Genomic DNA, 15,234 nt, shown 5'->3' on the forward strand with positions numbered 1-15,234 from the left:
ATGACACTGATCTCGGAACATAGCGAAACCGACACCCGCGAACGGATTCTCGTGGTGGCGGAGCGCTTGTTCCGGCAGATCGGCTACCTGAAGACCACGGTCGCCGACATCGCCAAAGAGCTGCGGATGAGCCCCGCCAACGTGTACCGCTTCTTCGATTCGAAGAAGTCGATCCACGAAAGTGTGGCGCGCAGGCTGATGGGCGAGGTCGAGGTCGAGGCGCAGCGCATCGCGCGATCGGAGGGGCCAGCGGCGACGCGCTTGCGCCAGATGATGACGACCATCAATCGCATGAACACCGAACGCTATGTCGGCGATTCCAAACTGCACGAGATGGTCGAGATCGCGATGCAGGAAGATTGGGACGTCTGCGTCGCCCACATGGAACTGATCGGCCAGACGATCGGTGAGGTGATCGCGCAGGGCGTGGCCTCGGGCGAGTTCGAGGTCGAGGATCTCGAGGTCGCCGCGCTGTGCGCCTGCACGGCGATGATGCGGTTCTTCCACCCGCAGATGATTGCCCAATGCGCGGAAAAGCCGGGCCCGACCATCGACCAGATGATCGATTTCGTCATCGCCGGCCTGTCGCCGCGCGCCCGCGCTCATTGAGCTGTCCGGGCTGACGTTTTCGTCAGTTGACTTCCTTGTCGTTCCGGGGCGATGCGTAGGCATCGAACCTGGAACGACGAGGGGCCGCCAGTGACCGCGAAAGACCTGCATTTCTACGAGCCGAAGAACGGCCACGGCCTGAAGCACGATCCGTTCAACGCGATCGTGGCGCCGCGCCCGATCGGCTGGATCTCCTCGCGCGACGAGGCCGGCAACGTCAACCTCGCGCCCTACAGCTTCTTCAACGCGTTCTGCTACGTGCCGCCGATCATCGGCTTCTCCTCCACTAACTGGAAGGACAGCGTCGCCAACATCCAGGACACTGGCGAGTTTGTCTGGAACCTGGCGACGATGGATCTCGCCAAGCACATGAATGCGACCGCGGCGCATGTCGCGCGCGACGTCGACGAGTTCAAGCTGGCGGGGTTGACGCAGATCGCCGGCAAGCTCGTCAACGTGCCGCGCGTCGCCGAAAGCCCGGTGTCGTTCGAATGCAAGGTGAGCCAGATCATCCAGTTGCAGGGCGCCGACGGCAAGAAGGCCGAGGCCTGGCTGACGCTCGGCGAGGTCGTCGCCGTCCACATCGACAAGGCCTTCATCAAGGACGGCGTCTACCAGACCGGTCTCGCGCACCCGATCGTCCGTGCCGGCAGGCGAGGGGACTATTTCGAGATCAAACCGGAAAACATGTTCGAGATGATCCGGCCGGATTGATCGCTTTCCTTCTCCCTTGCCCCGCTCTTGCGGGGAGAGGGTTGGGGTGAGGGGCTGCTTCCGCGAGTTGCGAACGTCGTGAGACCTGTGCTCCCTCACCCGGATCGCATCTTGCGATGCGATCCGACCTTTCCCCGCAGGCGGGGCGAGCTGAGGGACGTCGCTTCGCTCCTCGCAGTGACGGAAGCGGGAACCACAACAATGTGAAATTTCCGCGCGTGGTGATGAAAAACCGTCACTCGCAACCTCGGCGCGAGCAGTCTAACCTCCCGCGTGCCAGGCCGGATCAACGGCCGGCCGACAGAGTGGGAGGATGCGATGACACGCCAACAGCAGCGCGATCCAGACGAAGCGCAACGCGATCCACACGTATCACGACGAACGCTGGTCCAGGGGCTCGCGGTTGCCGCCGCTGCCACCGCCACGGGAGCTCGCGGCGCGCTGGCGCAGAACGCGCCGGCTCCGGTCGGGCCACCGACGACGATCACCAGCCCGCCGCGCGACTTCAGTCCGCGCGGTGCGCCGACCACCTATTTCTGGGACCCCGACGTCATCGCGGTCGATCCGGCCTTCAACGACCTTGCCCAGCCGAACACCTCGATCAAGCGGCTTTACACCGGCGTGTTGTGGGCGGAAGGCCCGGCCTGGAGTTCGCAGGGCCGCTATCTGCTTTGGAGCGACATTCCCAACAACCGGCAGATGCGCTGGTCGGAGGACGACGGCCATGTCAGCGTCTTCCGTATGCCGTCGAACTACTCGAACGGCAATTCGTTCGACTTCCAGGGGCGTCAGCTGTCCTGCGAACATCTCACCCGCCGCGTCGTGCGCTACGAGAACGACGGCACCGCGACCGTGCTTGCCGACAGCTACAACGGCAAGAAGCTGAACTCGCCGAACGACATCGTCGCGCATCCGGACGGCAGCTACTGGTTCACCGATCCGCCCTACGGCGGCCAGCTCTACGAGGGCGAGCCCGATGCGGCCGGCGGCCCGGGCAATTCGGCCGGCAAGCTCAATCCGCGGATCGGCCAGCCGCCGGGTTTCGCGCCGTTCAAGCGCGAGCTGCCGACCAATTGCTATCGCATCGACCCGTCCGGCCGCATCGATCTCGTGGTGGCCGAGGATCAGGTGCCGGACCCGAACGGCATCTGCTTCTCGCCCGACTACAAGAAGCTCTATGTGGTCTCGACCGGCAAGGGACCGGGCGACACCGGTCCCGGCGGCAAGGGCGACGTGTTCGTGTTCGACGTCGGCGCCGACAACAAGCCTGTCAACGGCAAGCGGTTCAGCGATTTCACGATCGACGGCGTGAAGTGCGGGCCGGACGGCATCCGCTGCGACGTCAACGGCAATGTCTGGTGCTCGAGCAATGCCGGCCGCGCCGTGGGTTATAACGGTGCGACCTGCTGGTCGCCGGAAGGCAAGCCGCTCGGCCGCATCCGGCTGCCCGAGGTCTGCGGCAACATCACCTTCGGCGGCCCCAAGCGCAACCGCCTGTTCATGGCGGCAAGTCAGTCGCTCTACGCGGTCTATACCGCGACCCAGGGGCAGGGCCGGCCTAGCTTGCGGGAGGCTTGGCGTCGGCGTAATCCGCCGGCGCCATCCCCTGCTACCTGATTGTCGCAGCTCAACTTTCGGAACTCAACGCGCGGCCTGCCGTTAACAAACGGCGGCTTGGCCGCGTCAATTTCGCTTTATTTGCAGGGCGAAGTGTTCACCCGCGACCGGCACTTTCCGATAATATCAGCTATCCGCGCCGATCCATGAGGACCCCACCATGAGCTTCCGCCGCGATTACCTTTCCAAGCCGATCTTCTCCTGGGCGCGTGGCGTGCTGCCGACGATGTCGGACACCGAGCGCGAGGCTCTGGAAGCCGGCGACGTCTGGTGGGACGCCGATCTGTTCACCGGCAATCCCGACTGGTCGAAACTGCTGGCCTATGCGCCGGCGAAACTGACCGACGAGGAGAGCGCTTTCCTGCACGGTCCGGTCGACGAGCTCTGCAAGATGCTCGACGAGTGGAAGATCAACTGGGAATGGCGCGATCTGCCGCCCGAGGTCTGGGCTTTCATCAAGGCCAAGAAATTCTTCGGCATGATCATTCCGAAGGAATTCGGCGGCCTCGGCTTCTCGCCCTATGCGCATTCCGAAGTGGTGCGCAAGATTTCCTCGCGCTCGCTGACCGCGGCCGTCACCGTGATGGTGCCGAACTCGCTCGGGCCGGGCGAATTGTTGATGCGCTTCGGCACCAGGGAGCAGCAGGACAAATGGCTGCCACGGCTGGCCGCCGGCCAGGACATTCCCTGCTTCGGCTTGACCAGCCCGGAGGCCGGCTCCGATGCCGCCTCGATGATCGACAGCGGCATCATCTGCAAGGGCAATTTCGAGGGACGCGAAGTCATCGGGCTGAGGCTGAACTGGCACAAGCGCTACATCACGCTCGGTCCGGTCGCGACGCTGCTCGGGCTCGCGTTCAAGGCCTATGATCCGGATCACCTGGTCGGTACCCAGGACGAACTCGGCATCACGGTCGCGCTGATCCCGACCCATCTGCCCGGCGTCTCGATCGGCCGCCGACATCTGCCGGCGATGCAGGTGTTCCAGAACGGCCCGAACTGGGGCAAGGACGTCTTCATCCCGCTCGACTACATCATCGGCGGCCAGGAGCGCCTCGGCCAGGGCTGGAAGATGCTGATGACGGCGCTTGCCGCCGGCCGCGGCATCTCGCTGCCGTCGCTGTCGGCCGCCGGTGCGGCCTACGCCGCGCGCACCACCGGCGCCTATGCCCGCATCCGCGAACAGTTCGGCATTTCGATCTCCAAGTTCGAGGGCATCGAGGAGCCGCTGGCGCGCATCGCCGGCACCGCCTATCTGCTCGACGCCGCGCGGCGCCTGACCTGCGCCGCGCTGAACGAGGGGCATCATCCCGCCGTCATATCGGGGATCATGAAGCTCCACGCCACCGAGCGGATGCGGATCGCGATCGACGACGCGATGGACATCCATGGCGGCAAGGCCGTGATCGACGGGCCGCAGAATTATCTCGGCGGGCTCTACCGCTCGGTGCCGGTCGGCATCACGGTCGAGGGCGCCAACATCCTGACCCGCAATCTGATCGTGTTCGGGCAAGGTGCGATCCGCGCGCATCCCTATCTGTTGCAGGAGATGAACGCGCTCGGTGAGACCGATCGCGACAAGGGCCTGACCGCGTTCGACACCGCGTTCTGGAAGCATGTCGGCCACAGCTTCGCGACCATGTTCCGCGCCTGGGGCCGCAGCTGGAGCTTCGGCCTGTTCGCACCGGCGCCGGATGCCGGCGACGCGACCGAGTTCTATCGCCAGCTCTCGCGTTATTCGTCGGCGTTCGCGCTGTGCGCCGACATGGCGCTGCTGACCCTCGGCGGCGCGCTGAAGCGCAAGGAGATGCTCTCGGCGCGGTTCGGTGACATCCTCTCGGAGCTGTATCTGCTGTCCGCTGCGCTGAAGCGCTGGCAGGACGAGGGCCGACAGAAGGACGATCTTCCCGCACTCGAATGGTGCATGGCATCGGGCTTCAAGACCATCGAGAATCGTTTCGCGGAAATCCTCGCCAATCTGCCCAACCGCCCGGTGGCATGGCTATTGAAATTCCTGATCCAGCCGTTCGGCGCCCGCGTCACCGGTCCGTCGGACCGTGTCGTGCAGCAATGCGCCCAGCTCGTGCTGTCGCCATCGGCGGCGCGCGATCGCCTGACGCCAGATCTCGCCTTTGTCGACGACGACGGCGGCATCGCGCGGCTGGAGAAGGCCTTCCGCCTGGTCACCGCGGCCGAGGATGCCGCCAAGCAGCTGCGTGCGGCGCGGCTTCAGGACTGGAAGGAGGGCGTCAAGAAGGGCGTCATCACCCAGGATGACGGCGAGAAGCTCGCTGCCGCCCATGAGGCCGTCGCGAAGGTCATCGAGGTCGATGATTTTGCGCCGGAGGCGCTGTCCCCGATTTACAAGAAATCCGCCGACGTGCATCAGTTCTTCCAGGAACTGGGTGAGCAGAGGGCGGCGAGCTGATGGCGCGACCAGTCTTTATCGTCGACGGCAGCCGGACGCCGTTCCTGAAGGCGCGCTCCGGTCCCGGCCCATTCACCCCGGTCGATCTCGCCGTGCAATGCGGCCGGCCGCTGCTGGCGCGGCAGCCGTTCGCGCCCACCGCCTTCGACCAGGTCATCCTCGGCTGCGTCAACGTGATCGCCGACGAGATGAACCCGGCGCGGGTCGCGGCACTGCGGCTCGGCATGGGCGAGCAGATGACAGCCTTCACGGTGCAGATCAATTGCGGCTCCGGCATGCAATCGATCGATACTGGATATCGGTATATCCGCGAGGGCATCTCCGATCTGATTCTCGCCGGCGGCGCCGAGGCGTTGAGCCACGCGCCGCTGGTCTGGCCGAACTCGGGCGTGCGCTGGTTTGCCGGCTTCGCCGGCGCCAAGGGCTTGGGCGCCAAGATCGCCGCGGCGCTGAAGGTCAAGCCGAGCTACTTCAAGCCGATCATCGGCCTCGAGCGCGGGCTGACCGACCCGATCACCGAGCTCAACATGGGGCAGACTGCCGAGAAGGTCGGCCATCTCTTCGGCATCACCCGCGCGCAATCCGATGCTTACGCCGCCGAAAGCCATCAGCGGCTCGCCACCGCGCAGAAGGACGGCTTCCTCAAGGGCGAGGTCGAGACCGCGTTCTCCCGTGACGGCAAGTTCTACGACCATGACGATGGCGTCCGCCCGGATTCGACATCGGAGACGCTGGCGAAGCTGAAGCCGGTGTTCGAGCGGCCCTGGGGCCAGGTCACCGCCGGCAATTCCTCGCAGATCACCGACGGTGCGTCCTGGGTGATCCTGGCGTCGGAGAAGGCGGTAGCGCAGCACGGCCTGACGCCGAAGGCCGTCATCCTCGACAGCCAATGGTCCGCGCTCGATCCCTCGATCATGGGCCTCGGCCCGGTGCTGTCGGCGAGCGCGCTGTTGAAGCGCAACGGGATGACGCTGCAAGATGTCGAGACCTGGGAGCTGAACGAGGCCTTTGCCACCCAGGTGCTCGGCTGCCTCGCGGCGTGGGCCGACGAGAGATTCTGCCGCGAGATCCTCGGGCTCGACGGCGCGGCGGGCGAGATCGACCGCGCCAGGCTGAACGTCGATGGCGGCGCGATCAGCCTCGGCCATCCGGTCGGCACCAGCGGCAACCGCATCGTGCTGCATCTGGTCAATGCGATGAAGCGGCTCGGCACCAGGCGCGGCGTCGCCACCGAATGCATCGGTGGCGGGCAGGGCGGCGCGATGTTGATAGAGACGGTGTGATCATGGATTCACGGATCATGGACCTTCTCGCCGATCGCGTGCTCGAACTCGGGCCGAAGCCGACCGCCGACAGCCCCTACAGGAATTTCAAGCTGACCCGCGACGAGGACGGCATCGCGTGGCTGCTGTTCGACCGCGCCGGCGTCAGCGCCAACACGCTGTCGGCCGACCTGCTCGAAGAGCTCGACGCCATCGTCTCGGCGCTGGAAAGCCAGCGGCCGACCGGGCTCGTGGTGCGCTCAGCAAAAAAGAGCGGCTTCATCGCCGGTGCCGACGTCAATGAATTCCGCGGCGTAAGCGATCCCGGCGCGGTCGAGACCCAGATCGGCCGGGCGCATGCGGTGATCGACCGGCTGGAGGCGCTGCGCGTGCCGTCGGTCGCGGTGATCCACGGCTTCTGCCTCGGCGGCGGCCTCGAGGTCGCGCTGGCCTGCCAGATGCGGATCGCGATCGACGATGCGAGGTTCGGTTTTCCCGAGGTGATGCTCGGCCTGCATCCCGGCCTCGGCGGCACCGTGCGGTTCACCGAGCTGGTCAACCCGATGCAGGCGATGACCCTGATGCTGACCGGCAAGACGATCGATGCGCGCCGCGCCAAATCGCTCGGCCTGGTCGATGCGGTCACGCAGGAACGCCACGTCCGCAACGCGGTCAAGGATGCGGTGTTCGGCCGGCTGAAGCGCGCCAAGCCAGGTGCGCTCAACTCGCTGCTCAATCTTGGTCCGGTCAGGGGCTTGCTCGCCTCGCGGATGCGCAGCGAGGCCGAGAAGGCGGCGCCGCGCAAGCACTATCCGGCGCCCTATGCGCTGATCGATCTCTGGGAGAAGCACGCTGGCAATCGCACGGCGATGCTGAATGCGGAGAAGACCTCGTTCGCCAAGCTGATGGTGACGCCGACGGCGCAGAATCTGATCCGCGTCTTCTTCCTGCGCGAGCAGATGAAGAAGATGGCAGGCTCCGGCAACAAGGTTGCGCACGTCCATGTCATCGGCGCCGGTGCGATGGGCGGCGACATCGCCGCCTGGTGCGCCAACCAGGACATGCGGGTCACGCTCGCCGACATGAAAGCCGAGCCGATCGCGGGCGCGATGAAGCGCGCCGCCGAGCTGTTCGGCAAGATCATGCGCAAGAAAATCGATCAGCGCGACGCGCTCGACCGGCTGGTCCCCGACATGGACGGCGAGGGCGTGCGCAACGCCGACCTGATCATCGAGGCGGTGCCGGAAAAGCTCGAGCTGAAGCAGAAGGTCTATGCCGGCCTCGAACCGAAGATGAAGCCGGGCGCGATCCTCGCCACCAACACCTCGAGCATTCCGTTGCAGGATCTGCGCACCACGTTGGCGCGGCCGGAGCGGCTGCTCGGGCTGCATTTCTTCAATCCGGTGTCGCGGCTGCAACTCGTCGAGGTCGTGAGCCATGACGGCACCGACGCCGCGATGCTCAAGGAGGCGCTCGCCTTCGTCGGCGCCATCGACCGCCTGCCGCTGCCGGTGAAGAGCTCGCCGGGCTTCCTCGTCAACCGTGCGCTGACGCCCTACATGCTGGAAGCGATGATGATGCTGGACGAGAAGACCGACCAGCGTCTGATCGACGCCGCCGCGATCGAGTTCGGCATGCCGATGGGGCCGATCGAACTGGCCGACCAGGTCGGCCTCGATATCTGCCTCGATGTCGGCGACATGCTGCGCTCGAAGTTCGGGGATACCTTGCCGCCGACGCCGGCCTGGCTGCGGGAAAAAGTCGCCAGGGGCGAGCTCGGCCGCAAGACCGGCAAGGGCTTCTACACCTGGAAGGACGGCAAGGCCGAGAAAGCGCCGCTGCCGGACACCGGCCCGAAGGTCAGCGACGAAATGATCGACCGCCTGGTGCTGCCGATCTCGAATGTCTGCGTGGCCGCTTTGCGCGAGGGCATCGTCGACAATCCCGACACGGTCGACGGCGCGATGATCTTCGGCACCGGCTATGCGCCGTTCCGCGGCGGCCCGCTCAACTATGCGCGCAGCCGCGGCGTCGACAATATCGTGTCGACGATGCAAACCTTGATGCGCAAGTTCGGCGGACGATTTGCGCCGGACACCGGCTGGGAGGGCTTCAAGTGAGCGAGACTCAAACGCCCGAAACTCATGTCCACGCGCCGCCGATCAGCGGCAACGAGCCGCAGGGCGATCTCTGCATCCGCACGCTGGCGATGCCGGCCGACACCAACGCCAATGGCGATATTTTCGGCGGCTGGCTGCTCAGCCAGATGGACGTCGGCGGCGGCGTATTCGCCTCCAAGGTCGCGAAGTCGCGCACCGTGACGGTCGCGATCGACGCGATGAACTTCCGCAAGGCGGTCTATGTCGGCGATCTCGTCTCGGTGCATGCCAATCTCGTGCGGGTCGGCCGCACCTCGATCACCGTGCATCTGGAAGCCTGGGTGCTGCGCCGCCGCGAGCAGCAGTCGATCCTGGTCACCGACGGCAATTTCACCTACGTCTCGATCGACGATCAGGGCCATCCGCAACCGATCCAGCGCGACGGCGCGACGATTGCGACGTGATGCGCCGCGGTACGAATCAGGCGCCGGCTTGCGTCAACAAAACGTGTCAAAACCGGGCCCGGCCGTGATCGATCCCGGGCCACGGCGACAAAAAAGCTCAGGAACAAACCGTTCGTGATGCCGTTGTCGGCCCGGAGTCCAACCGAGGCCGATAATGTCCGACAGCTATGTCATCGAAGTGAGTTCAGAGACCGCGGGTATCGTGGTGCGTGATGTGCGTGGTTACCAGTTCTTTGCGTCCTCGCGACGCTTCCTGGCCCTCGAAGGCCAGAAGTTTCGCAATGCGCGTGAGGCCGAACGCGCGGCGCGCCGTCTCGTCACTGGGCAAATTTTGCAGTTCGCGTCCTGAATCGACGCCACGGCTGCGGCGCGCGGTTTGCGCGCGCCGCAAGATTCTGTATTGATGCGCCCGGGCTCACGTAAACATCATCCCCGGATGTCGCAGGTACGCACGGTGTCGCAGACACAAGGCAAAGCGTCGCAGACACCAGGCAAGGCGCTGCTGTTCGATATCGACGGCACGCTGGCCGATACTGATCCGCTTCATCTTGCCGCGTTCAACCAGGTGCTCGGCCCGCACGGACATGCGTTCGATCACGCCCGCTTCGGCAAGGAATTGCAGGGCTTTTCCAACGCGTCGATCGGCGAGCGCTTTCTTGCTCATGAACCGCCGGAACGCCGCGCCATCATCCTTGGCGAGAAGGAGCGGGTATTCCGCGAACTGGTCCGCGGCCAGATCGTGCCGGTACCGGGATTGACGGCATTGCTCGACCAGGCCGACGGCGCCGGCGTGCCGATGGTGGCGGTGACCAACGCGCCGCGCCCGAATGCCGAATTGCTGCTGTCGGGACTTGGCATCACGCACCGCTTCAAGGCGATCGTGATCGGCGACGAGTTGGCGCATGGCAAGCCGCATCCGTTGCCCTATCTCGAAGGCCTGCGGCTCGCAGGCGCCTCCGCCGAGGGCGCAGTTGCGTTCGAGGATTCGCGTTCCGGCATCCAGTCCGCCACTGCCGCCGGCATCGCGACGATCGGGATGCGCACCGGACTGAGCCATGCCGATCTGATCGCGGCCGGCGCAGTCGCCAGCGCTCGGGCATTCGACGATCCCGAATTGATCGGGCTGGTCGCATCCATCATGGCATGGTGAATCGGCGTTGCCGGTGTGATTGCTGCGGCGCAGCCGGCGAAGCACGTTGACCTCCGCGCCGAACGGTCGCACCATGGGCTGGGCATGATCCGGAGAAGTGGCAACCGGTTTTCTGAAACGATCGTGCTCCAACCAATTGCCTTTTCAAGGGGGCCGCCGTGGCCGGACTCTCCCATCGCCAGACTGAAATCCTCAACATTGCACGCGCGTTCGGCCGGGTCATGGTCGAGGACCTTGCCAAGCGATTCGAGGTGTCGGCGCAGACCATCCGCAAGGACCTCAACGATCTCTGCGACGAGCGCTCGCTGACCCGCATCCATGGCGGCGCGATCATCGCCTCCGGCGTCGAGAACCTCGCCTACGAGGCGCGCCGCTTCGTCGCCGCCGAGGAGAAGAAGGCGATCGGCGCCGCCGCGGCCGCGCGGATTCCGAACGGCTGCTCGCTGTTCATCAACATCGGCACCACCACGGAAGAGGTCGCGAGCGCGCTGACCTCGCACGAGGACCTCCTGGTCATCACCAACAACCTCAACGTCGCGATGCTGCTGTATCGCCATCCGCGCATCGAGGTGGTGGTCGCCGGCGGCACGGTGCGTCGCGCCGACGGTGCCGTGGTCGGCTCCACCGCAACGCAACTGATCGGCCAGTTCAAGGTCGATTACGCCATCATCGGCGCATCCGCGATCGACGAGGAGGGCGCGCTGCTCGACTTCGACTATCGCGAGGTGCAGGTGGCGCAGGCGATCATCGCCAATGCGCGCAACGTCATGCTGGTGTCGGATGCGACCAAGCTCCGCCGCAGCGCGCCGGTGCGCATCGCCCATATGAGCCAGATCCAGACCTTCGTGACCGATTCGCCGCTGCCCGCCGGCCTCGCCAACATCTGCCACAGCAGAGGCATCGAGGTGGTGGTGGCGATGGACAAGCCGTCGAGCGACATCGACGACACCGGCACAGACGTCGCACCGGCGACGCTGCGCAGCGCCTAGAGCAAAGACGTCCTTGCCAGCAACCGCTGAACCAGAACCGCTCCCGTCGCCGCGATGTGGCGTTGCAGGAGGGCGCAAGCCCGATCGATGTCGCGCTCCCGACAGAACTTGAGGATCTCGCGGTGTTCCTGCTGGGATTGCTCGATATGGTGGGTTTCTTCCCAGGTGAAACGCAGATAGCGCTCGAAGTTGAGCCGGAGCGTCGCAATCAGGCTCAAGGTGCGTTCCTTCTGCGACGGTGCATAGAGCCGTTCGTGGAACTGGGCATTCAAGGCGATGATGCGGTCGGTCGCCTTCGCCTTGTCCAGCTCGGTCAGAATGCGGTTCGCGCCCTCGAAGTCGGACTCCGACAGCAGCGGGATCGCCCATGAAAGCGCCTTGGATTCAATGGCGCTTCTGAGCTCGGTGATCTCCTGCGCTTCTTCCGCGCTCATCGAGGCGACGCTGACCCCGCGCCGCGGCTCGGCTTTCAGGAAACCTTCGCTGGTCAGCTGCCGGAAGGCCTCGCGGACGATCATCTGACTGACACCAAACCGCGTGGCGATCGCATCCTGGCGCAGTCGTTCGCCCGCAGGAATCGTCCCATGGAGGATCCGCTCGCGCAGGGCATCGGCGACCACAACGGAGGCCGAGCGGCCTTCGACCGCGTCATCGGACTGACCTCTATCCCAGGATAATTCCGGCACCACAATTTCCTCGCACATGGCCGCATCCCGCGACCCATCAACAACTTAGCCCAGCACTCGGTGACTTTCAGGCTGCCCGGCAGCAGATCACCAGTCATTTTCGGTTGACGATCTAACGATAAGCGATTATCGCTAATTTGTAACCGAAATATGGAGACGTCATGCCGATACGCCTTTCTGACTTCGACGCCGTCACGTTTGACGTCTACGGCACCCTGATTGATTGGGAGCCGTCGATCATCGGCTTTCTGTCGAAATGGGCCGCGGGTCATGGCGTGAAGGCCGGCGACCAGGACCTCCTGATGTCGTTCGATCGCGCTCGCGCCGATATCCAGAAGGAGCGGCCGGCCCATCTCTATCCCGACGTGCTGCGGCGTTGCTTCGATCGGATCGCGAAGGAATTCGCCGTCGAGCCGGACGCGACCGAGCGGGAGCAATTCGCCGCCTCGCCGCATCGATGGCCGGCCTATTCCGACAGCCATGCCGGCCTCAAGGCGCTTCAGGCGCGGGCGAAGATCGGCGCGCTGAGCAACATCGACAATGCGTCGCTTGCCAGTTCATGCGGCAAGCTGGAGATCACTTTCGATCTGGTTGTCACGGCCGAGGGCGTTGGCGCCTACAAGCCGGACTGGCCGCATTTCAATACGGCGATCGAGCGGCTCCAATCCCGTGGCATCGGGCGAGAGCGCATTCTGCATGTGGGGCAAAGTCTTCGTGCCGACATTACGCCGGCTAACCGGCTGGGCCTCAAATGCGCCTGGATCAACCGTCCCGGCCGCGCACTGGGATTAGCGGGGGAGGGCGCCGCCGAGGCTCGCCCCGATCTCACCGTCAGCAGCCTGGCCGAGCTCGTTTCGGCAATCACCGAACGCGACCCAACGCACGCTTGATCAATATTGGAGGCGGATCGATGATGAGGCCCGTTCTAGCTGCTGCGCTATGCCTGCTTTGCGCGACGACCACAGCTGCCGTCGCACAGTCGAGTGACGCGGTGTTGGACCGCATCAGGAAGAACAACTCGATATCGATTGGCTACCGCGAGGCCTCGATCCCGTTTTCCTATCTCGACGATGCCCGCAAGCCGGTCGGCTATTCGACCGATATCTGCCTCGCGGTTGTGGAAGCGGTCCGCAAGAAACTTGATCTGCCAAATCTCGCCGTCAATTGGGTGCCCGTCAATCTTCAGAACCGGGTTCCGCTGGTCGCAAACGGTACCGTCGACATCTCCTGCGAATCCGCGGTGAACACCATCGCCCGCCAGTCGCAGGTCGATTTCAGCGTTCCCTACTTCATCTCTCACACGCGATTGCTGGTCAAAGGCGGATCAAGCATCAAGGAGGTCGAGGATCTCGACCGCCAGGTCATCGCCCTTCCGATCAATTCGGTGCCCGAGCGGCTGATCAAGGCAATCATCGAGGAGAAGAAGCTCGACATCAAGATCGTCCCTGTGCGGGATAATTCGGAAGGGTTCCTTGCCCTGTCGACCGGCCGCGCCGACGCCTTCGCGACCGACGACATCCTGCTCTTCGGGCTCAAGAAGACCGCGTCCAATTCGTCCGACTTCAAGATCGTCGGCCGGCCGCTGTCGTTCGATTCATATGGTCTGCTCGTCCAGAAGAACAACACCGTGTTCTTGAGCCTGGTCAACGCGACCATCGCCCGGCTGGTCCGCGCCGGCACGATGCAGAGCCTCTATGACAAATGGTTCAATCCGCTCGACGTGCCGCTGTCGGCCGATCTCGCAACGACATTCAAGATTCTGGCGATCCCCGAATAGGCCCGGCTGAGGATCACTCATGAACTATTCGTGGAATTGGGCTGTCCTTTTCCAGGAGCCATACCGTGGGTGGCTTCTCACTGGAATAGGCTTGACCCTGACGATCTCGATCGTCGCCTGGCTCGTTGCGTTGATCGCCGGAACCGTGGTCGGTATCGCGGCATCGCTGCCGAACCGGGCGATCCGGTCCGCGACTGCGGTCTATATCGGGGGCTTCCGCAACGTCCCGCTGCTGCTTCAGTTGTTCCTGTGGTTCTTCGTCGTTCCCGAGCTTCTTCCCCCGGCTTGGGGTCATTGGCTGAAGCGCGATCTGCCCTTCCCGGAGTTCTGGACGTCGATCGTCGCGCTCGGCCTGTTCACGTCGGCCCGGGTCGCCGTTCAGGTCACGTCGGGAATTTCAGCGGTGCCGCGCGGGCAGCAGATGGCCGCGACGGCGAGCGGCATGAATACGGCCCAGATCTACGGGCTCGTCCTGCTGCCGCAAGCCTTGCGTATCGTCCTGCCGCCCTTGACCTCCGACTTCCTGACGATCTTCAAGAATTCCGCCCTGGCGCTGACAATCGGCGTCTTTGAGCTCACCGCGCAAAGCAGGCAGATCGAGAGTTACACGTTTCAAGGCTTCGAAGCGTTCACGGCCGCAACCCTCGTCTATCTCGTGATCGCGCTGATCGTGACCGCGCTTATGCGCGGTCTGGAGCGCCGGACGGCACTGCCGACCATGATCGGAGCGGTGCCATGACCCTCGACTTCGCCGTCATATGGAGGTCGCTGCCGTTTCTGCTCGATGGCTTGCAACTCAGTCTGCTTCTGACCGTCGCGGCGATGGCCGGAGGGATTACGCTCGGCCTTGTGCTGGCCGTGGTACGCCTGTCGCGCTGGCGAGTGGCAGCAACCTTCGCGGCTGCCTACGTCAACGGTTTCCGCGCCGTGCCGCTGGTCCTGGTCATCTTCTGGTTCTATTTTCTGGTGCCGCTGGCGCTGGGGCACAGCGTCGATGCGCTGCACTCGGCGTTGATCGCCTTCACGCTGTTCGAAGCCGCATACTATTCCGAGATCATTCGGGCCGGTCTTCAAAGCGTGCGCCCGGGTCAGTGGCAGGCGGCCAGCTCGTCCGGCCTTGGTCAGATGCAGGCGCTGCGGCTCGTGATCCTTCCGCAGGCATTCCGCAACATGCTGCCGCTGATGGTCAGCCAGGCCGTGATCCTGTTCCAGGACACGTCCCTTGTCTACGTCATCTCACTCCGCGATTTCATGACGTCGGCCAGCATCGTCGCTACCCGAGACAACCGTATGGTCGAAATCTATCTGTTCGCCGCCGTCGTCTATTTCGTGATCTGCGCGATCGGCTCCCGCACGGCGTCGATCTTGAACCGGCAGAGGAGGCACGCATGATCGGAGCCATCGTCAAGACGCTGTTCGAGCCGAGCGCCGAATCGCCG

At 64.4% G+C, this 15,234-nt stretch carries 15 protein-coding genes; 14 read left to right on the top strand and 1 reads right to left on the bottom strand.

The genetic code is table 11. The features are described from left to right. The 10 genes from CWS35_RS13990 (at position 1) to CWS35_RS14035 (ending at position 11,332) form a co-directional block, all read left to right on the top strand. Positions 1–609, top strand: coding sequence for a TetR/AcrR family transcriptional regulator (locus tag CWS35_RS13990; protein WP_024580378.1), 609 nt, complete (start codon positions 1–3; stop codon positions 607–609). Between the two features lie 90 nt (positions 610–699). Further along, entirely contained in the window at positions 700–1,323 is a 624-nt protein-coding gene (locus CWS35_RS13995; RefSeq protein WP_024580379.1) for a flavin reductase family protein, read from the top strand. A gap of 318 nt (positions 1,324–1,641) precedes the next feature. After that, positions 1,642–2,940, top strand: coding sequence for an SMP-30/gluconolactonase/LRE family protein (locus CWS35_RS14000; protein ID WP_100952236.1), 1,299 nt, complete (start codon positions 1,642–1,644; stop codon positions 2,938–2,940). A gap of 160 nt (positions 2,941–3,100) precedes the next feature. Then, complete coding sequence (locus CWS35_RS14005) at positions 3,101–5,368, top strand: acyl-CoA dehydrogenase (RefSeq protein ID WP_100952237.1); 2,268 nt, start codon at positions 3,101–3,103, stop codon at positions 5,366–5,368. Next, complete coding sequence (locus CWS35_RS14010; protein WP_024580382.1) at positions 5,368–6,651, top strand: acetyl-CoA C-acetyltransferase; 1,284 nt, start codon at positions 5,368–5,370, stop codon at positions 6,649–6,651. The genes CWS35_RS14005 and CWS35_RS14010 overlap by 1 nt, the downstream gene beginning before the upstream one ends. Before the next feature lie 2 nt (positions 6,652–6,653). Then, positions 6,654–8,750: a 3-hydroxyacyl-CoA dehydrogenase NAD-binding domain-containing protein gene (locus CWS35_RS14015; protein ID WP_168226327.1), complete on the top strand. Its 2,097-nt coding sequence runs from the start codon at positions 6,654–6,656 to the stop codon at positions 8,748–8,750. 89 nt (positions 8,751–8,839) lie between these two features. After that, positions 8,840–9,193, top strand: coding sequence for an acyl-CoA thioesterase (locus CWS35_RS14020; RefSeq protein ID WP_244442189.1), 354 nt, complete (start codon positions 8,840–8,842; stop codon positions 9,191–9,193). 154 nt (positions 9,194–9,347) lie between these two features. Further along, the gene (locus CWS35_RS14025; RefSeq protein ID WP_024580385.1) at positions 9,348–9,542 is read left to right on the top strand and encodes a hypothetical protein; all 195 of its coding nucleotides are present in this window, start codon (positions 9,348–9,350) and stop codon (positions 9,540–9,542) included. Between the two features lie 87 nt (positions 9,543–9,629). After that, positions 9,630–10,343, top strand: coding sequence for an HAD family phosphatase (locus CWS35_RS14030; protein WP_100952239.1), 714 nt, complete (start codon positions 9,630–9,632; stop codon positions 10,341–10,343). A 158-nt stretch (positions 10,344–10,501) separates the two neighbouring features. Further along, positions 10,502–11,332 (top strand): DeoR/GlpR family DNA-binding transcription regulator, encoded by an 831-nt coding sequence (locus CWS35_RS14035; RefSeq protein WP_024580387.1) that lies wholly within the window; start codon positions 10,502–10,504, stop codon positions 11,330–11,332. Here CWS35_RS14035 and CWS35_RS14040 read toward each other — a convergent pair. After that, positions 11,329–12,036 carry a GntR family transcriptional regulator gene (locus CWS35_RS14040; RefSeq protein WP_245438956.1) on the bottom strand — a complete coding sequence of 236 codons (708 nt, stop codon included), beginning with the start codon at positions 12,034–12,036 and terminating at the stop codon, positions 11,329–11,331. The two genes, CWS35_RS14035 and CWS35_RS14040, sit on opposite strands and share 4 nt — an antisense overlap. Positions 12,037–12,179: 143 nt before the next feature. On the opposite strand from CWS35_RS14040, the gene CWS35_RS14045 reads away from it, so the two are divergent. From CWS35_RS14045 to CWS35_RS14060, 4 genes are all read left to right on the top strand, one after another. Further along, positions 12,180–12,908, top strand: coding sequence for an HAD family hydrolase (locus CWS35_RS14045; protein WP_029878972.1), 729 nt, complete (start codon positions 12,180–12,182; stop codon positions 12,906–12,908). 101 nt (positions 12,909–13,009) lie between these two features. Next, positions 13,010–13,795 (top strand): amino acid ABC transporter substrate-binding protein, encoded by a 786-nt coding sequence (locus CWS35_RS14050; protein WP_245438957.1) that lies wholly within the window; start codon positions 13,010–13,012, stop codon positions 13,793–13,795. Between the two features lie 19 nt (positions 13,796–13,814). Next, on the top strand, positions 13,815–14,534 hold the full coding sequence (locus CWS35_RS14055) for an amino acid ABC transporter permease (protein ID WP_024580391.1): 720 nt from the start codon (positions 13,815–13,817) through the stop codon (positions 14,532–14,534). Next, positions 14,531–15,187 (top strand): amino acid ABC transporter permease, encoded by a 657-nt coding sequence (locus CWS35_RS14060; RefSeq protein WP_024580392.1) that lies wholly within the window; start codon positions 14,531–14,533, stop codon positions 15,185–15,187. The genes CWS35_RS14055 and CWS35_RS14060 overlap by 4 nt, the downstream gene beginning before the upstream one ends. The last annotated feature ends 47 nt before the right edge of the window (positions 15,188–15,234 follow it).

Source organism: Bradyrhizobium sp. SK17 (assembly GCF_002831585.1).
Taxonomy (GTDB): Bacteria; Pseudomonadota; Alphaproteobacteria; order Rhizobiales; family Xanthobacteraceae; genus Bradyrhizobium.